This window comes from Paenibacillus sp. FSL P4-0127, assembly GCF_038007325.1.
Lineage (GTDB): Bacteria > Bacillota > Bacilli > Paenibacillales > Paenibacillaceae > Fontibacillus > Fontibacillus macerans.
On sequence record NZ_JBBOWY010000001.1, the window covers coordinates 1904910 to 1928233 of the forward strand.

Genomic DNA, 23324 nt, shown 5'->3' on the forward strand with positions numbered 1-23324 from the left:
GAAAGTAACGTTACAAATAAGATTACAAAAGGAACGGCTTATGATGTTCCATCCGCATCATCCTTATTTTAACCATTAGGGGGTCATTCATTTGAAAAGACGTGTTTTATGGTTAATGAGCTTGGCGCTGACGTTTGTTTTGACGTTGTCCGCTTGCTCCGGCAATGGCGGCGGAAGCGGAAATCAAGCTGGCGGCGAAGGGGGCGGACAGGCCGGGGGATCCGGCGGCAAAGTCGAAGTGCGGCTGACCACCTGGGCCGGGGCCGATGAGGCGAAAGAGCTGCAAACCATCCTCGACGAGCTGAACGAAAAGTCGGCGACGTATAAGATCGTGCAGGACTCGAATCCCGCGGAATACGACACCCGGCTGATTACGCAATTGACGGGCGATTCCGGGCCCGATCTGTTCTGGATCAACGCGCAGCGCGCGGCCCAGTTCGCGGCGGAGGGGGCCATGCTGGACATTGCCGAGCGGTTGAAGGGATCGAGCCATGACGCCGCCAAACTGGACGATTATTACGAAGCATCGCTAGGCCCATTTACGCATGACGGCAAAATTTACGGCCTCCCCTGGATTCAGCAGCCGGTCATGCTGTATGCCAATAAAGCGTTATTCGATGAAGCCGGGGCCAGCTATCCGGATAAAACCTGGACCTGGGATCAGTTCATCGATGCCGCGACGAAGCTGACGAAGGATAAAACCGGCAAGCATCCGGGCGAAGCCGGGTTCGACGAAAAATCGGTTGTGCAGTGGGGCTTTACGCTTAACGGCTGGCCGCCTTCGCAAATGTTCGTTTGGCAAAACGGCGGCGAGGTGTTGACGGAGGACGGGAAGTCGCCGATCGACTCCAAAGAAGCGACCGCGGCCTACAAGTTTTACGCCGATTTGGTGAACGGCCCGCTGACGCCGTCACAACAAATCATCCGCGACCGCGGCTTCGACAAAATGTTCCGCGACGGCCAAGTGGCCATGTTCATGGGCGGGGCGGCCGACGACCTCGATTCGACCGTCGCGGGCGTGCAGGCGTTTATGGTGCCGGCCGGGCGCTCGGGAATTCACGCTACGTTCGGGGACATCCTCGGCATGGGCATCAACGCCAAAACAAAGCATCCGGACGCCGCCTTCGACGCGCTGCTCGATTTGACCGATGCGATCCACCATTGGAAGATCATGCCGCCGCGCAAATCGCTGGCCGATCTTAAGACCCTGCAGGAGCTGCATCCGGAGAAGGCCCATTCGCTGGAAGCGATCATCGCGTCCATGGAATATGCCAGACCTTACCGCTATTCCGCGAAATATCCGGAGTGGGACAACGTGTACTCGACGCAGCTGATGGATCCGCTGATCAACGGCGGCGACGATCCGGAAAAGCTGATTCCGCAGGTCAAACCTTTGTTGGAAAATGCGATGAAATAGTGCGGTTTGCTATGCAAAAGCGCGGAAAGGAGGAAGCGGCATGGAAAACCACATCGCTACGCTGGCCAGATGGTTGCTGGTGCCCGTTTTCCTGTTGATCGTTGCCGGCCTGCTGTACTTTGTATTTTCAAAACTCGGGTGGAAAAAAAAGCAGGCGTTTGGCCTGGCGCTGGTTTCCCCTTGGATCGTCGGCTTTCTGATTTTTACGCTGTATCCGTTGTTCGAATCCCTGTACTTAAGCTTCACCGAGTCCACCATATTCGGCGGCAACAAATGGGCGGGGGCCGGCAATTACATCAAACTGTTTACGAGCGACATCGAGTTTTGGCCGTCGGTGCGGATTACGCTGCTGTACGCCGCGCTTTCCCTGCCGATCGGGGTGATCGGAGCCCTGCTGGTCGCCATGCTTCTGAACAACAAGATCAAGGGGATCGGCGCGTACCGGACGATCTATTTTCTCCCGGCGGTGATGCCGGAAGTGGCCGTAGCGCTGCTGTGGCGATGGATGTTCAACAGCGAGTCGGGGATTATCAATTACGTATTGTCGCCGTTATTCTCGGTGTTTGGCGTCGACAAGCCGAACTGGTTCGGCGATCCGCATTATGTGCTGGGGGCGTTCATCATTATGAGCTTATGGGGCATTTTCGGTACGAATACCGTTGTGTTTCTGGCTGGGCTTCAGGGCGTTCCAAGCTCCCTGTACGAAGCCGCGGAAATCGATGGGGCGGGGAGATTCGCCAAATTCAAGAACATTACGATTCCGCAGATCTCCCCGGTTATTTTGCTGCAGGTGATCATGGGGATGATCGGAGCGCTGCAGATTTTTACGATCGCCATGTTCGTCCGTCCGACCACGGCGGCCGGCAAATTTATGAACCAGCTCGTGTACGAGCGCGGATTCACGCAGCTGCACATGGGCGAAGCGTCGGCGGTCGCCTGGGTGCTGTTCATCATCATCCTGGCGCTGACGCTGCTCGTGTTCCGCTCCAGCCCGGCCTGGGTTCATTACGAATCGGATGTAAGGCGCTAAAAGAGGAGGTGTGCTTTTATGGCCAAGGTATCAGCTGTCCCCGCCGGGGGGATTTCCGGCAAACCGCTGAAATGGCTGAACAAAGCTGTGATCTACGTGGTCGTCACGTTTTTGGCCGCCGTCATCCTCGTTCCGTTTTTTTGGATGGTTTCGACGGCCCTGCAGGCCGAAGGGGATATTTTCGCCTGGCCGCCGCAGTGGATTCCCGATCCGCCGCAGTGGCACAATTTCCGGGAGGCCTGGATGGCGATGCCTTTTAACCGCTACCTGTTCAACACGGTTTTTATCGTAGCGCTCGGGCTCGTTGCCGAGCTCATCAGCTCGACGGTTGTCGCTTACGGGTTTGCGCGCTTCCGGTTTCCCGGCAGCGAATTCATCTTTCTCGTCCTGCTCGCCACGATGATGCTGCCTTTTCACGTCACGCTCATTCCGACGTTCCTGATCTGGCAGAAGCTTGGCCTGACGGGCCAGTTCGACCCGCTGGTGCTGCGCGCGTGGACGGCCTGGGGACCGTTTTACATTTTTCTGCTCCGCCAGTTTTTCATGACCCTGCCGCGGGAGCTGGACGACGCCGCCGAAATCGACGGCGCGAATTTCCTCCAGACGTTCCTGCACATCATGCTGCCGCAGGTGAAGCCGGCTTTGCTGGCGGTGGCGATCTTCGCTTTCCGCGGATATTGGAACGATTTTTTGGGCCCGTTGATCTACCTGTCCGATATGAAGATGTATACGCTGAACGTGGGCATGTACTTCTTTATGGGCGGCGTCAACGAGGCGCCGCAGTGGAATTATTTGATGGCGATGTCGACGCTGGTGGCGCTGCCGGTCATCCTGCTGTTTTTTATGGCCCAGCGGTATTTTATCGAAGGCATTACGTTTACGGGAATGAAAGAATAGAGCTTTGAGATTCAGGGATAGGAGGAGAAAAAATGATCCAGCAACAAATCAAAATCGAGCGCTTGGCCGCCAACCCGCTGATCGCGCCCGGCGATGTGCAGCCTTCCTTTCCGGATTGGGAGGTGCTTGGGGTGTTTAACGCCGGGGTGGCGCAGTACGGGGACGAGGTGATTTTGCTGCTCCGGGTGGCCGAGCGGCCCCGGCAGACCGATCCCGGGCGTGTGCTTGTTCCGGTGCTGAACGCGGAGCGGAGCGGCGATGATGCGGAGGAGCCGATCATGAACATCGTGGCTGTGGACAAGGAAAATTCCGGTTTGGATTTTTCCGATCCCCGGGTGATTCGCGATCGCAAAGGCGCTACAATATATTTGACTTCGATTTCCCACCTGCGCGTGGCGCGGAGCCGGGACGGCGTGCGGTTCACGGTCGACGGGAAGCCGACCGTTTTGCCCGAGGGCCCGCTGGAACGCTGGGGGATCGAGGATCCGCGGATTACCCGCGTCGGGGATCGTTATCACATCGCGTACAGCGCCGTCTCGGAGCGAGGCGTCGCGGTCGGGTGGATGACGACGGAAGATTTTGCGTCGTTTACCAGAGAGGGGTTGATTCTGGCGCCGACGAACAAGGATGTTGCGATATTTCCTGAGGCTATTGACGGCAAGTATTACATGCTGCACCGCCCGGTTCCGGATGGCATCGGGGAGCCGGAAATTTGGCTGGCCGAATCGCCGGATTTGCGGCATTGGGGCAATCACAGGTTCCTGATGGGACTCCGGAAAGGCAAGTGGGACGGCGCACGGATCGGTGCCGGCTGCGTTCCGATCAAAACGGAGGCCGGTTGGCTGATTCTCTACCACGGGGCGGACCAAAGCCATCGTTACTGCATGGGCGCCGCGCTGCTGGATCTGCAGCGGCCGGACCGGGTGCTCGCCCGCATGGAGGAGCCGTTTATCGTGCCGGAAGCGGACTACGAGACCAGCGGATTTTTCCATAGCGTCATTTTTGCCTGCGGCGCGTTTGTCAAGGAGAATCAGGTGCTGATGTACTACGGGGCGTCCGACGATTCCGTGGCCTGCGCAGCGGTTGATCTCCCGCAGCTTATGAGTGCATTACAACAAACCGAATGGAAGGGATAACGGGAATGGTATTGTTCGGAAACGGCAACGTGAAGTCATGCGCCGAATTGGTGGAAGCTTACAGAACGAAGGAAAACAAACCTCAGCCTGCTCAAGCCGAAAAGCTGCTGTTTGACGGCGTTGAGGGGCGCGACGTTTATAATATTTCGGCTCCTTTCGAGGATGAAGGGGAACCGGTCATTGCCGGGCGGGTGGAAAACCGGGACAGCGAAGTATCGGAAATCCATTTCTTCGTGCGCCGCGAGGAGCGGTGGACGCCGCGGGACGGTGCTCCGGTATTCGCCCTGCAGGATCCGTTCTTGACGAGAATCTCCGGCGAGCTGGTGTTCGGCGGGGTTGAAACCTTCCCGCATCCGTCCGAGGAGGGCAAGGTTAGCTGGCGCACGGTGTTTTATAAAGGCCCGAGCCTCGCTAACCTGGAGCAGTTTTTCCGGGGGCCGGACCAAATGAAGGACCTGCGCTTGGTCGAGCTGTCCGACGGGACGATCGGCGTGTTTACGCGCCCGCAAGGGGAGAAGGGGGGAAGAGGGAAAATCGGGTTCGCCCGCGTGAATGCGCTGAGCGAGCTGACGGTCGAGGCGGTGCTGGAGGCGCCGCTGCTGGAGCAATTCCGGGATGAGGAATGGGGCGGCTGCAACGAGATCCATGTGCTCTCGAACGGGAAGCTTGGCGTACTGGGCCACATCGCCCGGTTCGACGAGCAAGGGGACCGCCACTATTATCCGATGGTGTTCGTTTATGATCCGGCAAACGGCACCTACTCGGATATGGAGATCATCGCGGAGCGCGCCGATTTTCTGGAGGGGCCGTCCAAGCGGCCGGACCTGGCGGATGTCGTGTTCAGCGGCGGACTTGTCCGTGGCGAGGGCGGAAAGGCCGAGCTGTACGCCGGCGTCAGCGACGCCGAAGCGCAAAAGCTGAAGATCGACGACCCGTTTGCGGGATATGAAAATGAAGCAAACCAGCCGTAAGCTGGCGCAACCTCTGTGCGGTTTTTGATCCGCGCGGAGGTTTTTTAGTAAAATCTATAAAAATGGCGGCGGCGCCAGACGGCTTACATGCCATCCGGTGCCGCCACTTTGCCGGTCTTCTCTTCACCCCGGCAACCCCTCGGCCGCGTCGACGACCTGTCCCATCGTAAACGAGACGCAGGGAAGGCGCTCCGACCGGACCGTCTCCTCGCGGTCAAACACTTCCAGCAGCTCGTATTTGCCGTCCTTCAGCACATATTGCTCCAGCGACTCGTGGGCCGGATCGATGATCCAATACTCCGGGATTTGATAGGCGGCGTACACTCTCAGCTTGCTTTGCTTGTCCCGCTTGACGGAATGAGGCGAGAGGATTTCCGCGACCAGATCGGGAATCCCTTCGATGCCCCGGCGGGTGATAATTTCAATCCTGCTGCGGTGCACCATAACCAGATCCGGCTGACGGACCTCCGTTTGGGACAAAATGAGATCAACGGGCGAGGCGAAAATGATATACTCTGTTTGACAACTATTGGTTAGTAAATTCTGAATTTGGTTGCTTATCACTTGATGCTTGGGCGTCGGGGCAGGCGACATTAGCTCCAGCACGCCGTCCGCCAACTCGTAGCGCTTCCCGTCGTCGGGCAGCCGGGCATAATCGTCGTAGGTGGCAGGCTGCTCTTTAATGATAGGTTTTTGCTTATCATCTCGGGCTTTCATAGGGTCCCCCTTAAGAACGATTTGCTTAAAAGAGGTTGCTCAAAAAGTCATCTTTCCATGACGAAGCCGTTTATGAAGAGGGGTCGGCGTCGAATCTTGAATTCAGCCGGGCCTTCCGTTGCTCACGTAGGCTCACCTACGCTCCGCTACTCAGTCCCTAGCTTCATCCAACCTTCTCGGTCCTGAAAACCTGACTTTTTGAACTCGCATTTAAATTATACCATACAGCCCCTGGCCCGGCGTTTGAAGGATCGACGACATTTCTCCGGATGCAGGTATATTCAGGAAAATATTAGCAATAATAGAGAGCAACTCTATACGGAAGGAGCAAAGCTAATGGATGCTACTCTTGGAGCCGATGAGGTTGTCCGCAGAATCAAGCAATTGCAAACGGAAGGCAGTTCGCTAAGCAAAAAGCAGGTCAAGCAGCATGATCCGGAGTTGATGCGCAACGCTTTGTTTTACTTTCCCAGCTGGGAACATGCCGTAAAAAACGCCGAAGGTCTATAAATGTAAGCCCCGTTTAAGCTAGAGCCGAGCCGTGGCCGGACTTTGTTCCTGTACCGCAGCGAGGCTCTTTTTGTACCCATAACTTACTTTATATCTCTATTTTTTTTGACACTGCCTATTTCTCAGGCCTCAACCTTAACTCGGCGCTTGACAGCCAGCTATAAATGGAACGACGCTGCCGTCGCCCTTCAAAATAGCGGCACTTTATGCACTAGCGTTGCATAAAACCTAACGCGAATAATCAAATATTAGTTAAATATGGGTAATTATGATCATTTTTCATGGAAAAAGCATAAAAAATCTCCTATTGTAAAGAGGTAGGTACGTTGTCCATAACTCTCTACAAAAGGAGACCATCCATGGATAACGTTAAAGCTAAAACGGTCATTCGTCAACTGATTTCCTTACTGCCCATCGATGTGCATCAACGTTTACTCTTCGACCATTACACCAAGAAACTTACCACGATGAAAGCGATCATGCTCTTCATCAATGCTCAGTTGAAACAATGGTCATCTTACGGTGAAATGGAAATTGCACTTCGTGCTGAGCCGAAACTTCAGCAGCTTCTACAGTTGGAGAGTATCAGCGGCTCGCAATTATCCCGAAAACTCGATCAGATCCCAACGGAGCTGTTGGAGTGGATGTTTCAGCATCTGGCATCACAAACACAGCAACGTGCTTGCCACCAGGGCCAGAGCGGGAAATTGCACATCATTGATTCTTCCAGCATTCGACTGCCGCTTCAACTTGGAAGTTGGGCCAAGATGTCAAATAAGAGTAGCGGCGTCAAGATGCATCTGCGCCTCGTTGTTACAGCTCCCGACAAGCTATTTCCTGATGCCATGATCCCCAGTTCGCTCAATGTAGGGGATCGTGCGGGGGCCGTTGAACTGGTCGTCCCCTCGGATGCGATTTATGTGATGGATCGCGGTTATGATGATTATGCCCGGATGGATCAATGGGTCCAGGACAACATCCAGTTTGTGATCCGTATGCGAGATCGCGCGCTTGCCACCGTCATTGAGGAGTATCCTGTTCCGGAAGGCTCGAACATCACGCGGGACGCCAAGGTTTGCGTGGGCAGTTCCTTCCGATCCATGGAACATTCCGTTCGTTTGGTGGAGTTTTATGACGAGCAGGAACGGACTTATCGTATTTTTACATCGGTATGGGATAAGACCGCTGAAGAAATCGCGCAGATCTACAAAAATCGCTGGCTCATCGAGTTGTATTTTAAATGGCTGAAGCAACATTTGCGATTGAAGAAGCTGCACAGTCATAAACCACAGGCTATTTGGAACCAGTTATTCTTGGCTTTAATTACTGCCTTGCTCGTGGAGCACATCCGGCACAGCACCCAAACGGCAAAAACAAACTGGCAAGTGCTCCGGATTCTCCGCGAGTATTTGTACCGTTCATGGCGATCCTTTCGAACCGAACTGGATCGGAAACCCAGTCGAAGTAGTCCGGGGAGACGTCCGGGGTCAGGTCCCAAAGCGTTATCGGTGCGCACAATGGTTGGGATAATTAAGCCAAGCAAGTTCAAGGAATAATATCCATTATATACATTTAATGGGACATCGCGACCTACGCATTAGGTAACCTTGGCTTTTTGGTCTTAAGCTTAAAAAATGACTGTAAAAAAATCCATTTATAGTTTCAATAATCCAAATGTGGGTTTTGCTGAAAATTGATGTTAGTGTTCTTGCAACGCTAGTGCACTTTATGTACTTATTATCCGCAACCGGGCATGTTTTTCCCCATTAGCAGCACTTTATGTACTTATTTTGCTACGAATGGTCCAGAGCGCATCACATCTCCTCGCGATGAGGAAAATAGCTTCATAAATTGCCCCTATTTCTCTCAAATGGCCGGATATCGCCAATTAACGGCATTTTATGTACTTACTTTTCAAACCAAGGGCTCAGCATCCACAATATCCCATTTAGGTTACTACTCATCGACCTCCCCCTTCCACAACTTCAATTGAACTTTATATCAAAATAGCTGATGCTCTTCTTTTTTCTCTTTTGCCGGCTTCGAAAACAAGCTGTTTATTTTACCACCCTCTGCCTATAAGATGAATGTATACGATTTCATAGCAGAGGAAGCCGAAAATCGATGAAAAAATACATCCCTTTTACCTACAAAATGCTGATCCCCTATTTGCTGCTCGTCTTGTTGACGGATGCGGTCATTGGCTACGTTTCTTACTCGATGCTGATCCAGTCGAGAACGGAGATGGCGGAGACGAATATTCGGACGGGCATGGAGCAGGCGCGAAACAACATCCGCTATCAAATGGACGAAATCCAGCGGATGTCGGACACGCTGTTCAGCAGCCTTGCGTTTCAGCGGGCGCTGCAGACCAAAGGGGAGGCCTACGACATCTACTTGGCCATGCTGGATAAGATCGTGCCTGAAATCACGGCGCCGCTGAAGTTATTCGGAAACGATATCCGGTTAATGTTATATACGCTCAACGATGAGCTGTATTTCGTATCGGGCGATAACCTGGAGGAGCCGATCAAGGACAGCGATTACTATATTCTGCCGTTCGAGGACATCAAGGACAGCGCCTGGTACAGAGAGTTCAAGGATTCGGAGCGGGACAACATCTGGCTGCAAATCGACACGGACCAGCGGCTCGGGAACATCTCTCACATCCGCAGGCTGGTGTCGTACAGCGGAAATATGACCGTCATCGGCTACGTCCGCATCACGGCCTCGCTCGACGACCTGTTCGGCGATTTCTCCACCTTTCCCGTCGAGGAAGGCATCACCATCCGCCTGATCGATACGGCTTCATCCGGGGAGCTGCTGTACCAGCGGGGCAGCGCCGAACAAAGCTATGACGGAAATTCCTACTTAAGCCTGAAGGAACTGATACCGGGAACGGATTTCGTGATCGAAGCGCTGGTGCCCAAAGCTTATTTAACGAAGGACGCCGGCCGGCTGCAGCGGGTGATATTTACCGTCTGCTCGATCAGCTTCGCCTGCATGGCGGCCATCGGGTATATCGTCGCCCGCTTGTCCGGCCGCAAGATGAAGCGTATCGTTACGCTGGTGCGATCGTTTCAGGACGGCAACTTTCAGAAGCGGATCCGTTTTTCCGGCAACGATGAATTTGTCCACATCGCCGATGCGTTTAACGTCATGGCCGCCAATATCCAAACGTTGATCAACAGCGTCTACGTGCAGGGAATCCAGAAAAAACAGGCCGAGCTGGAGGCGCTGCAGGCGCAGATCAACCCGCACTTTCTATACAACACACTGTCTACGATCAGCAGCCTGGCCAATTTGGGAGAAGCGGAAAAAGTGACCCAAATGGTGCAGGGCCTATCCCGCTTTTACCGCCTCACCTTAAACCAAGGCAACGTGTTTACGCCGCTCGAAAACGAATTAAAGCAGGTCGAGACCTACCTGGACATTCAGCGCGTCAAATACGCCGGGGCGTTTACGGTCCATATCGATGTGGCCCCTTCCATTTTGCAGGTTCAGGTCATGAAGCTCATTTTGCAGCCTTTTGTGGAAAACAGCTTTAAACATGCCTGGTTTGGCGAAACGATCGCCATCATCATCAAAGGGCAAAAAATAGGCGATCAAATCGAGCTGAAAGTGATCGACAACGGCATCGGCATGCGGCCGGAGACGGTGAGCCGGTTATGGATCGGACCAAGCCAAACCGGAGGCTACGGCGTCAAAAACGTAAACGAACGAATCAAGCTGAGGTACGGCGATAAATACGGGATTCGGATCGCTAGCGTTTACGGCGGGGGGACGACGGTGCGCATCATGCTCCCGGCGAACACGGAAGATCAGCCCGCTTTGGAGTAGCCCGGAATTTTGGGCATGGGAATATTCGCCAAAATTCTTAAAATCGGTGAATTTGTATAGGTTTTCATTGAAAACCGCTATATTCTTGGCAAGTACCTGCAAGTATGCTCGAAATATAAGAACCTTTTTTCGGTGCTGAAAAGCCACTTTTTGAACCTGCACTTTAAGGAAACCGTCCGGAGGATGACAGATATGAAAATCAATGTGTTGCTGGTTGATGACGAAGCGATTGACCTTGAGTGGCTGCGCCGCAGGGTGCTGGCCGGTGAATTGAATCTCCAGGTGGCGGCCACGGCCAACAATGGCTTCAATGCGTTAAAGGCGATGGAGCAGGAGCGCATCGACTTGATTCTGTCCGATATCCGCATGCCGATTATGTCGGGAATTGAATTTGCCCGGAAAGCGAAAGAAATCAATCCGCATGTCAAAATCATATTCATCAGCGGCCACGACGATTTCGAATACGCCAAGGAAGCGATCAGAATCAGCGTGTCGGGTTATTTGCTGAAACCTGTAGAGGACCAGGAATTGTACAAAATGCTCGGCGAGCTTTGCGCCGAAATCGAACGCGAACGCGACCAGGACCGAACGTTTGCGGAAGCGCTGACCCTGGTGAACGAGGAGCTGCTGCTGCGCTGGCTGAACGACATTTCCCCGGAACAGGTGGAAGGCCATATCCGCGGGTTTTTGGACATGCTCCTGAAAACGGGGACGGCGGCCGCTTTGGTGGAAATCGATGACCTCGAGTGGAAGACCGGAGCGATGGACGAGGACGAACGGCGCCGGCAAATCCATAAGGTGATGGATTTCGTTCAGCAGTTTTCGCTGCAAATGAAGATGGGCACTTTTCTCGTCAATCATCCGACGAGGTTCGTCCTGCTGTCGGCCGTTCCGGAAACGACGTTTCTGGAAATGCTCGAAGAGTTGATCCGCGCCGTTCGCCAGATTTCTCCGTTTTCCGTCACCGTCGGCGTCGGCGGATTTGCCTATGACGGGCAGCAGCTGCGCGAGTCTTACCGCCAGGCCCAGGCGGCGCTGAGCGCGAAGTGGCTCGTCGGCAAAGACCGGCTGATCCGGGAGGCCGGCGTGTTTTCGCCGGAAAGCCGGTTTGCGGCCAAACGGACGGACGAAATCCTCGAACGGATGCTGAAGGCGATTCTCAACTATGACCTGGTCACGATCGACGACTGCCTGCTGGAGCTTTTTTATCAAGGGGCGCCCCTCGCCCAGAAAAACGACGTCTACGACCTGATTATCCGGATTACGACCAAACTTCATGCCGATTTGCGGGAAATGGGCGAAAACTTGTACGAGCTGTTGAAGTGGGATTCGCATCAGCCGTTGCTGCTGTTCCAGTTTGAAACGATTCATGACATCATGTCATGGCTGCGGAGACGGTTTTTCGAGCTGTCGGAGCTGCTCTACGCCAAAAAGCGGAAGCAAAAGCGCAAGCTGATCCGGGACATTATGCAGTACGTGGAGAACAATCTGGAGCAAAAAATTACGCTGAAGGAAGTGGCCGCGCAGTTTGACTTTACCCCGAATTATTTGGGTTATTTGTTTAAGGAAGAAACCGGCGTCCATTTCAGCGAATATTTGAACGATCTGAAGACGAAACGCGTATGCGAGCTGCTGACCGAACCTACCTTGAAAATCTACGAAATCGCCGAGCGGATGGGGTATAAAAATATCATTTATTTTAACCGCCAATTCAAGCAGGCCACCGGGATGACCCCGGGCGAATACCGCAAAGCGCAAAAAATATAAGCGGGCACCGTGGAATTAGTATTATTTTTTGTTGCTTTGCTGAATCCCCCGCGAAACCGCTCCCTTCTATAATGAGACATATAGTGCATGTTCAAAAAGACGACTTTTTGAACTGCCTCATATAGAGACAAAGAGGGGAGTATGGATCGGATGAAGGGACGCGGCTTTTGGAGCGATGTGAAGAAATATAAAGTGCTGCTGCTGATGCTGGCGCCGGCCGTTTTGTTTTTTCTGCTGTTCGCTTACATTCCGATGGCGGGCATCGTATTGGCCTTCAAACAGTACAACTACACCGGCGGGGTGTTCGGAAGCCCGTGGAACGGGCTCGACAATTTCCGGTTTTTCTTCGACTCCGGGGACGCCTGGCGGGTTACGAGAAACACCGCGCTGTACAACTTGGCGTTTATCGTCGTCAACAACGCCGTGCAGATTTTTGCGGCGGTTTTGCTGTTTGAGGTGGCCGGGAACTGGTTCCGCAAAATTACCCAAACCGCGCTTTTTCTGCCTTATTTTATCTCCTGGGTTGTCGTCGGCGCGATCGCGTACAATCTGTTCAACTACGATTACGGGACGATCAACGCGCTGCTGAACGCCGTCGGACTGGAATCGATCGACATCTACAATACTGCGGCCTATTGGCCGGTGATCCTCATCGTCGTGTCGGCCTGGAAAACGCTCGGGTACGGTACGATCATGTACCTGGCGGCGATTACGAGCATCGATACGGAAATGTACGAAGCAGCGGAAATCGACGGGGCCAACGTGTTTCAACGGATTTTTAAAATTACGATCCCGAATCTGTATCCTACCCTCATCATTTTGGTTCTGCTCGCCATTGGGAACATTTTCCGCGGCGATTTCGGGATGTTCTACAATATGGTCGGCAACAACGGCCTCCTGTTCTCGGCTACGGACGTTATCGATACTTTCGTGTTCCGGTCGCTGACAACCTCGAACGAAATCGGCATGTCCGCCGCCGCCGGCTTCTACCAGTCGATCCTGGGTTTTGCCACGATCATGCTTGCGAACTATGCGGTGCGCAAATACGACAAGGATCGCGCTTTGTTCTGACGGCCGGGGCGACCTAAGAACACGGACGACTTATACAGGAGGTTAACGATATGAGTACTATGGCTCCGAAGTACGGCAACCTGGAACCGGCGGTGAAGCCGGGAGAGAAAAAACGCAAATCCGCGGACCGCCTGCTGCTGCAAATCATCGGGTATACCGTATTAACGTTGTTCTCCTTATTTTGCATCTTTCCGTTTATCCTTGTCATCTCTTCCTCGCTCACCGAGGAGAGCAAAATCATCGAGGACGGGTTCCAGCTCATTCCAACGGCTTTCTCTTTGGAAGCCTACGGCATTCTGTTCAAATATCCGCAGGAAATGCTCAAAGCTTACGGCATCACGATATCGGTCACTTTGCTCGGCACCTTTTTCGGCCTGTTTTTGACCTCGATGACCGCTTACGTGCTGTCGAGGAAAGATTTTAAATGGCGGAACCATTTCTCGTTTTTCTTTTTCTTTACAACGCTGTTCAGCGGCGGGCTTGTCCCGTGGTATTTGCTGATCGTCAATTACCTGAACCTGAAAGACACCTTTATCGTGCTGATTCTGCCGATGCTGCTGAACGTGTTTTATATCATCGTGATGAAGTCGTTTATGAGCAACATCCCCGAGGCGATCATTGAATCGGCGAAAATCGACGGGGCCAGCGACTTTCAGATTTTTATCCGCTTTGTCCTGCCTTTATCGAAACCGGCTTTGGCCACGATCGGCTTGTTTATCGCCTTGGGTTACTGGAACGACTGGTACAATGCGCTGCTCTTCATTTCCAACTCCGATCTGATGCCGCTGCAATACTACCTGTACAGGCTGCTCGGCAATATGGACGGCATGCGCAAGGCGATGATGGCCGCGGGCGCCGTCATGAGCGTCGATCTTCCTACCGAAAGCCTGAAAATGGCGATGACGATCGTCGCCACCGGCCCGATCATGATCGCGTATCCGTTTATTCAGCGCTATTTCGTGCAGGGCCTGACGATCGGCGCAGTCAAAGGATGAATCAGGGGGAAAAAACTGCTTATCGGTATAGTGTGAGTTCAAAAAGTCAGGTTTTCAGCACCGGGAAGATGGGAGGCGTAGGAAGCCAGCCCGCGATTAGCGGTAATTTTCTTGCGATTTAAGAAGCTGATACTTGGATGCCTATTTTTTCTTAGTAGCTTCAAAAGATGACTTTTTGAACAATCTTATATAGCATTTCATCATATCATTAGGGGGAAACTCTAGTATGAAAAAGATGAGAAAGAAAGCGACGTTTCTGCTGGCCATGGTGTTGGCGCTGACGACTTTGCTGGCCGCTTGCGGCGGCGGAGGGGGCAACAAAGCGGCAAGCGAAAATACCTCCGGCGCGGGGGCCGCGAACAACACCGCTTCGAATACCGCTGCAACGGCGGACGGTTCTCCGGACTTGTCTCAGGAAGTGAAGCTCAAAATGCTGCTTATCGGCGGGAAACCGACCGATTATGATGAAGTGTTCGGCAAGCTGAACGAGTTGCTGAAAGAGAAAATCAACGCTACCGTGGAAGCCGAGTTTCTTGATTGGGCGGACTGGACGCAGAAATATCCGCTGAAGTTCGCCGCCGATGAAGATTTTGACATCGCTTACACCGCAAACTGGGCGTTTTACAACGACCAGGTGCAAAAGGGCGGGTTCCTGGAGCTGACGGATGAAATGCTGCAGAAGTACGCGCCGCAAACCTGGGCGGCGATGCCGAAAAGCTCCTGGGACCAAGCCAAAGTGGGCGGCAAGCTGTACATGGTGCCGAACAACAACCAGGAAGTGACCGACAAAGTGGTGCTGGTCCGCGAAGACCTGCGCAAAAAATACAATCTTCAGCCGGTGAACAGCCCGGAAACCTACGCTGCCTATTTGAAGGCGATCGGCGCAAACGAAAAAGGCGTCAGCCCGTTTGGCGCCAAACCGGCCGACGGCTGGAAATGGCACGAGCTGGACCAAATTCTGCTGGAGCAGCAGAACGAATGGAACCTGGTCGATTACAACTTCCCGCTCGCTTATAAAATCGACGATCCGGCCGGCAATTTGTTCAACGTTTACGATACGCCCGAATTCAAAAGCCTGATTGCGTACTACAAAGATTTGGCCGACAACAAAGGCTGGTCCAAAAACATCGTCAGCAACAAAAACGACGTATTCCAGGACATCAAAGCCGGAAAAACCTCCTCCTACGCGCAAAACCTGGGTACGATCTCGAGCAACGTCGGCGAAATTCGCCGCGACAAGCCGGAGATGGAGGTCACGGTTGCCGATCTGACGCCGGACAAGAAAAAAATCGGCGCGATCTCGACGCAAAACGGTCTGGCGATTCATGCCTCCTCCAAAAACGCGGAGCGCGCGCTGATGCTGATCGACCTGCTGCAAAACGACAAAGAAATCCATGATCTGACGATGTACGGCATTGCCGGCAAGCACTACGAGCCGGTGGGCGACGACAAATACAACCCGGGACCAAACTTTACGAATTATAACTTGTCGGGCTTCTCCGTCTGGGGCTGGAACTCGCTGCTGAACCGCACCGACGCTTCTTATCCGGAAGAAGGCACGAAAATGCTGGACGACTGGCAGTCGAAGGTGTACCACTTCCCGCTGGAAACGTTCGTCTTTGACGATACGAAGGTGAAGAACGAAATCGCTAACGTGGGCAACGTGATGCTGCGTTATGCGATTCCGCTCGAATACGGGCTGATTAACGATCTCGATAAAGGCCAAGCCGATTTGATCAAGCAACTGCAAGCCGCCGGTCTGGACAAAATCCAGCAAGAGCTGCAAAGCCAAATCGACGCTTTCCTGGCCGCACAGCCGAAATAAGCCTGGCGCTTTCCTGGCCGCACAGCCGAAAAAAGGCCTTTCGCTTGAAGGAGGGGACGCCCGTCCCCTTTTTTCGCTTTCATACAGCCTTGATGCAGGAAATGCAACTCCATAAAAAATAAGCAATGTAAGGAGAGGAAGATTCCATGAGCACAAAAAGCAAAAAATCCCCCCCGATCAGCGCCAAACTCCCGGCATTTATGCACGGCGCCGACTACAATCCCGACCAATGGCTGCATGACCCGCAGGTGCTGGCCGAAGATATCCGGATGATGAAGCTGGCCCATTGCAACGCGATGGCCGTGGGGATTTTCTCCTGGGCTGCGCTGGAGCCGGAAGAGAACGTGTACCGGTTCGAATGGCTGGACCGCGTGCTGGACACGTTTGCGGAAAACGGCATCTACGCCTGGCTGGCCACTCCCAGCGGCGCACGCCCGGCCTGGATGTCGGAAAAATATCCGGAGGTGCTGCGCGTAGGCGCGAACCGCCAGCGCAATCTCCATGGCATGCGGCATAATCACTGCTTCACCTCGCCGGTTTACCGCGAGAAGGTGACGCAAATGAACACGCGCCTGGCGGAGCGCTATTCCGGGCACCCTGCGGTGCTCGGTTGGCATGTGTCCAACGAATACGGCGGGGAATGCCATTGCGATTACTGCCAGGAGGCGTTCCGCGGCTGGCTGAAACGCAAATACGGATCGCTGGACGCGCTGAACCGCGCCTGGTGGACGGCGTTTTGGAGCCATACGTACACGTCTTGGTCGCAGGTGGAATCTCCGGCGCCGCAAGGCGAGACGATGGTGCACGGGCAAAACCTCGACTGGCGCCGCTTCGTCTCCGATCAGACGATCGATTTCTACAAGCATGAAATCGCCCCGCTCAAGGCGGTAAATCCCGATCTGCCGTGCACGGTCAACATGATGGATCTGTTCTACGGGCTGGATTACCGCGAGTTTGCCAAGGCGGTGGACGTTATTTCCTGGGACGCCTATCCAACCTGGCACGAAGCGGAATCGGAAGCGGGGGTGGCGTCCTGGTTCGCTTTCAACCACGACCTGTTCCGCTCATTGAAGAAACAGCCGTTTATGCTGATGGAGAGCACGCCCTCCTTGACGAACTGGCAGCCGGTCAGCAAGCTGAAGCGCCCGGGCATGCACCGGCTGTCCTCGCTGCAGGCGGTGGCCCACGGCTCCGACACGGTGCAGTATTTCCAGTGGCGGAAAAGCCGCGGCTCCAGCGAAAAGTTCCACGGCGCGGTCATCGACCATGTCGGCCATGAGCATACCCGCGTATTCGAGGATGTGGCTTCGCTCGGGAAGACTTTGGCCGGACTGACGGAGGTGCTCGGCACAACGGTTCCGGCGGAGACGGCGATCCTGTTCGACTGGGACAACCGCTGGGCGGTCAACGACGCGCAGGGGCCCCGAAACAAAGGGATTCACTATGAAGAGACCGTCATGCAGCAGTACCGCGCTTTGTGGGAATTGGGCGTACCGGCCGACATCATCGGGTCCTTCGACGATTTTTCCGGGTATAAGCTGCTGGTTGTACCGATGGCGTATCTGCTCCGCGAAGAAACCGGGAAAAAGATGGAGCGGTTCGTCGAAAACGGCGGTACGCTGTTTGTCACCTATTGGTCGGGCATCGTCGACGAAAACGATTTGTGCCATCTGAACGGTTTCCCGGGACCTTTGCGGAAGACGCTGGGCATATGGGCGGAGGAAATCGATGGGCTGCACGACCATGATCGGAACGGCTTGGTAATGGAGAGCGGGAACGAGCTTGGCCTGACCGGCACGTTTGAAATTCACGAGCTGTGCGAGCATATCCACGCCGAAGGCTCCCGGGTGCTGGGCGTCTACAGCGATGATTTTTATGCCGGCAAACCGGCGTTAACCGTAAATCGCTTCGGCGCAGGCAAAGCGTATTATTTGGCGGCCCGCGTCAGCGACCCGGCGTTTTACGAAGCGCTGTACGGCAAGCTCGCCGAGGACGCCGGCGTGCGCCGCGCGCTCGATGCCGCGCTGCCGGCGGGGGTGACCGCGCAGCTGCGCACGGACGGGGAGCACGATTACGTGTTCGTGCAGAACTTCTCCGGCCAAGCGGCTCGCGTGGAGCTGGACGGACGCGGCTACACGGATGCCGAAAGCGGCGAAGCGCTCCCCGGCCCGCTGCTGGAACTGCCCGTGCATGGCTTCGCGATTTTGAAGCGTAAAGCGCAGGCGTAAACGCTGCCTTAAAGGGAGGGGATTCGGCACGAAATAAGGGAAATAAATGCCGCTATTCTCAGCTAAAACCGGGGGATGAGCAAAATAGGGGAATAAAAAGTACTTATTTTCCTCCGGCTGGATAAAAACAGCTAAATAAGCAGGCCCTGCAAAAATAAAGCCAAAAAGTGTCGTTATTCCGGTGAAATGGTGTGGAATGACGGAAATAACGACATAAAATACCGCTATGCGCCAGGCTCGCCTGATTGCAAGAACCGCAGTATGACAGCCGCTGACCGGGTCAGCGGCTTTTTCAATGCCGGAAAAAGAAGTAAAATGAAAAACAACGTTTACTTAACACCGCGAAAGGATGAATTGCACGGATGTCCTCATTGATCTTTGACCCCGCCAGCTATACGGTAACATGCGGTTCGGATTCCATCGGCTTGCTGGCGAAGGAGTTCGCGCTTCTGCAATTTCTGTACGATCACCGCCACCAGGCGTTCACGCGGGAGCAGCTGCTCGACCGGGTATGGCTGCTGGAATATCCGGTTGAGCGGACGGTGGACGACCATATTTACCGCCTGCGGAGGAAGCTCCGCCACTGGCCGCATATCGCCATCAATACGGTGCGGGGATACGGGTACAGCCTTACGGTCCGCGACAGAAGAGCGGTCGGCAATCCCTCGGTGCAAGATCCGGAAGTGCAAGAGGCGATGAGGGAACTGTTCAAAAAATACCACTTGCTGGGGCAGGGCAGATCGCTGCTTGCTTTGGCCGACCGGCAGGAAGTGCTGGGGTTTGAAGTGGATGAATTTTATACGCTTTACGTTCATTTCATTCAAGGCGATATCCCCTGGTTTCTGGAAGAGAACGGAATCCCCTTCCGGGAAAAATTGTATTGGATGCTGCTCATGTATCGGGGAATGGCGCTGCGGCGGGAGGAGGTTCTTTCTTTTCTGCAATTATGCGAGAGAGTGCTGGCGCTGCGCATTCTTCCGGACCGGCAGCACCGGGAAATGGAGATTTTAAACATCCTGGACGTATATGCCGATGCCGGACGGCCCGGGGAGGCGATAAACCGATTCGAAAAGGCGCGGCAAACGGTGGAATCTGACGGACTATCCGGCTTTGTCATCCCTGTTGCGATTATGGAAATGTACGTTCAGGTCGTTGCCGGCCAGAGCTCTGAAGCGGAACGCGCCTCCGGCCGGATCGAGCGGCTTTTGCAAGGTTCGCCGTATCTCCGGGAGATCGGACGTTACCATATTGTCAAAGGTCTGCACCTGCTCACCCAAGGGCAGCGGCAGGCCGGAGCCGATTTGATCGACGAAGGACTGGAAGTGCTGCAAGCGTCCATGCATGTGCCGATGCTGCTGGGAGCGGTTTGCCAAATCGTGTTGTTCCTGCAGGAACGTCTGCCGGATGCTCCACGGCTTGAACAAAAATACCGTGCCTTTTACGATGCCTTGGATAAAGAGTTCGGCTTGTCCCGCTATCGGACCGATCTAAAAGAGGGTATTCAAAAAGCCATCTTTCCATGACGAAGCGGTTTAATGAAGCGGATTCGACGCCGAATCTTCAATTCAACCGGACCTTCCTCCGAAGTAAGTCGGATTCCGTCTGATTTTCCTCTGACATTGTTCCGTTACGATGTGGCTGTAAGCTGAACGTGAAACGGAGGAATGCCCGGTGCAAAATCAAAATAACGAATCCTGTCCATCCCTGCGGTCGAACCGCAGCTTCCGGCACATGTTTGCCGCCTATGCCCTGGCCACCTTTGGCGATTGGTTTGACGCCCTGGCGATCCAGGTGATCGTCGCTTACCGTTGGGGAGTTGATCCGCTTTTGCTGGCGCTGATTCCGGTCACCATGGCGCTGCCGGGAGTCCTGCTGGGCTCTTTTGCCGGAGCGCTGGCCGACCGGCTGCACAAAGCGAAGCTTATGCTTCTGTGCGATCTGGTGACCGCGCTCCTGACCGCGGCCATACTGGCTGCGCCGAACCTGTATTGGCTGCTGCCGCTGCTTGCCTTTCGTGCGGCGGCGGGCGTCTTCCACGTACCGGCCCAGCAGGCACTGACACGCCAGATTGTGCTGCCCGGCCAACTGCTCCAGGCTACCGCGCTGAACGGGTTGGTCGGGCAAGGCTCCAAGGTGGCCGGGCCGCTGCTGGGAGCCGTGGCCCTGGCGGCGTTTGGCCCCAAGGCGTGCATCGCGATCAATATTGGCGCGAGGCTCCTGTCCGCAGCGCTGCTGTATCCTCTTGGCCGGCTGCCGAATGGCAACGCGGAACGCATCCACGTTTCCGGCGCCCGGCGTCCGCATATGCTGCGCGGACTCCTTGACGAATGGCGGGAAGGCTGGCTGCTTCTCGCGCAAACGAAACTGCTTAGAAATACGATGCTGTTTGGACTCGTTGCGCTGATCGTTTTGATGATGGTCGATTATCAGTTTGCCGCGCTGTTGCGCGGGATCGCGCCCGGCAACGAATCGCTGATCGGCTGGCTCGTATCCGCGATCGGAGCCGGAGCCGTGCTGGTCCTCCTGCTGCTTAACCGGTTCCGCCGGATTTCCTCAGGCTGGGGACTCGGTGGCGGCTGCGCCCTGATCGGCGGGGGGATCGCCCTACTGGGCCTCTGTCCTCCCGGAATGGGACCGGCATGGCTGCTCGGATTCGGCCTGCTGATCGGTATCGGCAACGGCGCGTATATGGTGACGCAAAATTATGTCCTGCAGAAGGAATCGCCAGAGCAGGCGATCGGCCGCGTATTCGGCATTCAAAATACGATCTCCAGCGCGATCATGCTGACCGCTCCGCTGGCCGGGGGCGTCTTGATCCGGCTGGTTTCGGCAGGCACCGCGTTTCTGCTGATCGGCCTGCTGCTTGCCTCGATCGGGACGGCGGGCGTGCTGTTTCGCGCGGCCTTATGGCCCGTTTCGCCGCCGGAGAGTGAAGAAACCCACCTACCGCCTGCGGCCGAGCGTTCTTATCCGGGCGGGGCGTGACCGCCAGGCATTATTTGATACTAGAATTTATAACTCAACTTTCGCGGCAAAACATCGGCAGACAAGCCTTGATGTAGCTGGGTAAAGCAGCAATCCATTGGCGGAGTTGACGCTGAATCAGAGGCGGACAGTGTCTTCCCGGTTTTTTGGGCTGCTTCGTTGATCAAGTCGAGCAACTGTTGTAAGTCAATCAGCCAATCGAGTGTGCCGGGCTTCGTCGCACAGCCAATAAAACAAGCTACTCAACCGCTTTGCTGCGATTCCGCTCAAACATGGAAGCATGGAAGCGTCAACGATGCAGAGGCGTCACGATCCGGCGGGGTCAGTGTATCTACCTTTTGCACCGTAGCCGTTTCGAGCCGTGTCACAAATCGACGCCAGGTGATGGGGCTGTTTAAAGGGACTGTCTAAAGGGTTCGTGTCTCGATGCTCCTGCCTCCTGCCTGCCTTTGCACGATTATCCCTTTCGTTCATGGAGCAGTGAGCAGGGGGGGCTAGAGCAAGGGTCCCAAAAAAGGAGAGAACAAAAAAACAAAAAAAGATGAGGAAAAAATGAGGCGGTTCAGGTTAGATTTTCGGCTTGATAAGGGAACGTATGTTTGTTATAATGAAATAAATGGAACTTATGTTCGTATATTCTTGATTCGGGGGCGAGTAAACATGGAGATCAATCCGGGAACGGAACATCAGCCATTCAGCAGCCGTTTTAACAGCGAGCAGGACTGCATGGAGGCGCTAATCGCGATGAAGTGGCCAAGCGGCTTCGTCTGCCCGCGCTGCGCTCACACCGGGTGCAGCCGTCTGACTTCCCGGCATATCCCTTTGTTCGAGTGCGGAAAATGCAAGCATCAAACATCGCCTTTGGTCGGCACGATTTTTGAAGGAACGCATCTCCCCCTGGTGAAGTGGTTTCACGCTCTGGAGTTGTTCCTGCTCCCTGACGGCATCTCGGCGCTGCGGCTGCGCCAGATGATCCGGGTCACCTACAAGACCGCCTGGTCGATGCTGCACAAAATACGTCATGCCGTGGGGGAGTTCGATGCCCGGGAGCTGCTCTCCGGAGACGTGAAGGTGAATAGCGATCAGTATGGTCGTAATCCGTCCCGGTGTCAGCTTTCGCATCCGTACGCCTCGGCGGTCGTAGCCGGCTGCACGGTCACGGAGTCGGGCGAGCCGGAACAGGTCAAAATCCGCCTGGTGCCGCATAAGCGGGGAGGCGAAAAAAGGGCAAACCGTCACGAACTCGCCGCGTTTATTGGCGGGCATGTGGATGTCCATACATCGGCGGTACAGTTGTTCCCTCAGGCCTTTCGGCTGTATGCGCCCTTGCGGAAAGTGGTGAGAGAGGCGTGGGAATCGCTGAAGAGTACGTATGGAGCCTTGGGACTGAAGCATCTGCAAGCGTATCTGAACGAGTACACCGTACGCCGTCGGCTGCGCCTGCAAGGAGGACGGCCCGGAGCGGAAGAAACGATGCGGCAGAAGTTGCTGCAGATGTGTGTGGCGATTCAGGCGATCCCTTACCGCCGGCTGATCGCGCGCCAACCGAATCAGCCCCTTGCGGCTGCGGCTTGATCGGGACGCTGGAACGGTGGGGGGGAGTTTGATGCAAATCAACTTAATGGTTTCTTGATCTCCTGTCTTGATCGCTTGTCCGGTCTGTTTCACCTCCCCTAAACCTCATTCCTTCTCCTAAGCCCGTCTAAATTATCTCGAACCTATCTGTTTCTCCACCAAATATTTTTTTCTCCCGAACTTGTCTTGCTCTCTGCTACCTGATTAAACGGGATAATCGTGCAAAGCCTCCGGACAGGGAGTGTTAGATCTGCCGCCCCTCACCCCCCACTTCCCTATCCTCAAGCTTTCAACGCCCTTCCGCGTTCTCTTGCCACGATCGGTTTGCGACGAAAACCTTCAATTTAGGGACTCAAGCTG

General features: G+C 54.6%; 17 protein-coding genes and 1 pseudogene. 16 read left to right on the top strand and 2 right to left on the bottom strand.

Annotation, left to right across the window (positions count from 1 at the left end):
* Nucleotides 1-91 precede the first annotated feature (91 nt).
* From NYE74_RS08425 to NYE74_RS08445, 5 genes are read left to right on the top strand one after another with little or no spacing between them, the layout of a single operon-like run.
* Nucleotides 92-1417, top strand: a complete 1326-nt coding sequence (locus tag NYE74_RS08425; RefSeq protein WP_230877201.1) for an ABC transporter substrate-binding protein — start codon at nucleotides 92-94, stop codon at nucleotides 1415-1417.
* Nucleotides 1418-1457: 40 nt separating this feature from the next.
* Nucleotides 1458-2447, top strand: coding sequence for a carbohydrate ABC transporter permease (locus NYE74_RS08430; RefSeq protein WP_155620843.1), 990 nt, complete (start codon nucleotides 1458-1460; stop codon nucleotides 2445-2447).
* An 18-nt stretch (nucleotides 2448-2465) separates the two neighbouring features.
* Nucleotides 2466-3344: a carbohydrate ABC transporter permease gene (locus NYE74_RS08435; protein ID WP_230877202.1), complete on the top strand. Its 879-nt coding sequence runs from the start codon at nucleotides 2466-2468 to the stop codon at nucleotides 3342-3344.
* A gap of 32 nt (nucleotides 3345-3376) precedes the next feature.
* Nucleotides 3377-4480, top strand: a complete 1104-nt coding sequence (locus NYE74_RS08440) for a glycoside hydrolase family 130 protein (protein ID WP_155620844.1) — start codon at nucleotides 3377-3379, stop codon at nucleotides 4478-4480.
* Nucleotides 4481-4485: 5 nt separating this feature from the next.
* Entirely contained in the window at nucleotides 4486-5451 is a 966-nt protein-coding gene (locus tag NYE74_RS08445) for an MTP-1 family protein (protein ID WP_155620845.1), read from the top strand.
* A gap of 123 nt (nucleotides 5452-5574) precedes the next feature.
* Here NYE74_RS08445 and NYE74_RS08450 read toward each other — a convergent pair whose 3' ends face one another.
* The gene (locus NYE74_RS08450) at nucleotides 5575-6168 is read right to left on the bottom strand and encodes a Uma2 family endonuclease (protein WP_155620846.1); all 594 of its coding nucleotides are present in this window, start codon (nucleotides 6166-6168) and stop codon (nucleotides 5575-5577) included.
* A 336-nt stretch (nucleotides 6169-6504) separates the two neighbouring features.
* On the opposite strand from NYE74_RS08450, the gene NYE74_RS08455 reads away from it, so the two are divergent.
* The 10 genes from NYE74_RS08455 to NYE74_RS08500 all read left to right on the top strand — a co-directional run bounded on the left by NYE74_RS08455 (nucleotide 6505) and on the right by NYE74_RS08500 (nucleotide 21389).
* Entirely contained in the window at nucleotides 6505-6678 is a 174-nt protein-coding gene (locus NYE74_RS08455) for a hypothetical protein (protein WP_164815316.1), read from the top strand.
* 359 nt (nucleotides 6679-7037) lie between these two features.
* On the top strand, nucleotides 7038-8234 hold the full coding sequence (locus NYE74_RS08460; protein WP_115311341.1) for an IS4 family transposase: 1197 nt from the start codon (nucleotides 7038-7040) through the stop codon (nucleotides 8232-8234).
* Between the two features lie 568 nt (nucleotides 8235-8802).
* Nucleotides 8803-10518 (top strand): sensor histidine kinase, encoded by a 1716-nt coding sequence (locus NYE74_RS08465; RefSeq protein ID WP_240752090.1) that lies wholly within the window; start codon nucleotides 8803-8805, stop codon nucleotides 10516-10518.
* Nucleotides 10519-10710: 192 nt separating this feature from the next.
* Nucleotides 10711-12285, top strand: a complete 1575-nt coding sequence (locus NYE74_RS08470; protein WP_240752089.1) for a response regulator — start codon at nucleotides 10711-10713, stop codon at nucleotides 12283-12285.
* A 150-nt stretch (nucleotides 12286-12435) separates the two neighbouring features.
* Entirely contained in the window at nucleotides 12436-13356 is a 921-nt protein-coding gene (locus NYE74_RS08475; RefSeq protein ID WP_155620873.1) for an ABC transporter permease, read from the top strand.
* Nucleotides 13357-13406: 50 nt separating this feature from the next.
* The gene (locus tag NYE74_RS08480; RefSeq protein WP_155620849.1) at nucleotides 13407-14351 is read left to right on the top strand and encodes a carbohydrate ABC transporter permease; all 945 of its coding nucleotides are present in this window, start codon (nucleotides 13407-13409) and stop codon (nucleotides 14349-14351) included.
* Nucleotides 14352-14577: 226 nt separating this feature from the next.
* Nucleotides 14578-16176, top strand: coding sequence for a DUF3502 domain-containing protein (locus NYE74_RS08485; RefSeq protein WP_240752088.1), 1599 nt, complete (start codon nucleotides 14578-14580; stop codon nucleotides 16174-16176).
* A gap of 146 nt (nucleotides 16177-16322) precedes the next feature.
* On the top strand, nucleotides 16323-18404 hold the full coding sequence (locus NYE74_RS08490) for a beta-galactosidase (RefSeq protein ID WP_240752087.1): 2082 nt from the start codon (nucleotides 16323-16325) through the stop codon (nucleotides 18402-18404).
* Nucleotides 18405-18766: 362 nt separating this feature from the next.
* Nucleotides 18767-19927 carry a winged helix-turn-helix domain-containing protein gene (locus tag NYE74_RS08495; protein WP_124333439.1) on the top strand — a complete coding sequence of 387 codons (1161 nt, stop codon included), beginning with the start codon at nucleotides 18767-18769 and terminating at the stop codon, nucleotides 19925-19927.
* A gap of 148 nt (nucleotides 19928-20075) precedes the next feature.
* Nucleotides 20076-21389, top strand: coding sequence for an MFS transporter (locus tag NYE74_RS08500; protein WP_051985248.1), 1314 nt, complete (start codon nucleotides 20076-20078; stop codon nucleotides 21387-21389).
* 34 nt (nucleotides 21390-21423) lie between these two features.
* Here the strand turns inward: NYE74_RS08500 and NYE74_RS33300 are convergent.
* Nucleotides 21424-21629: pseudogene (locus NYE74_RS33300) on the bottom strand (IS4 family transposase); the annotation flags it as partial.
* 420 nt (nucleotides 21630-22049) lie between these two features.
* Between NYE74_RS33300 and NYE74_RS08505 the strand changes: the two are divergent.
* Nucleotides 22050-22964 carry an IS1595 family transposase gene (locus NYE74_RS08505; protein ID WP_341004741.1) on the top strand — a complete coding sequence of 305 codons (915 nt, stop codon included), beginning with the start codon at nucleotides 22050-22052 and terminating at the stop codon, nucleotides 22962-22964.
* Nucleotides 22965-23324 lie beyond the last annotated feature (360 nt).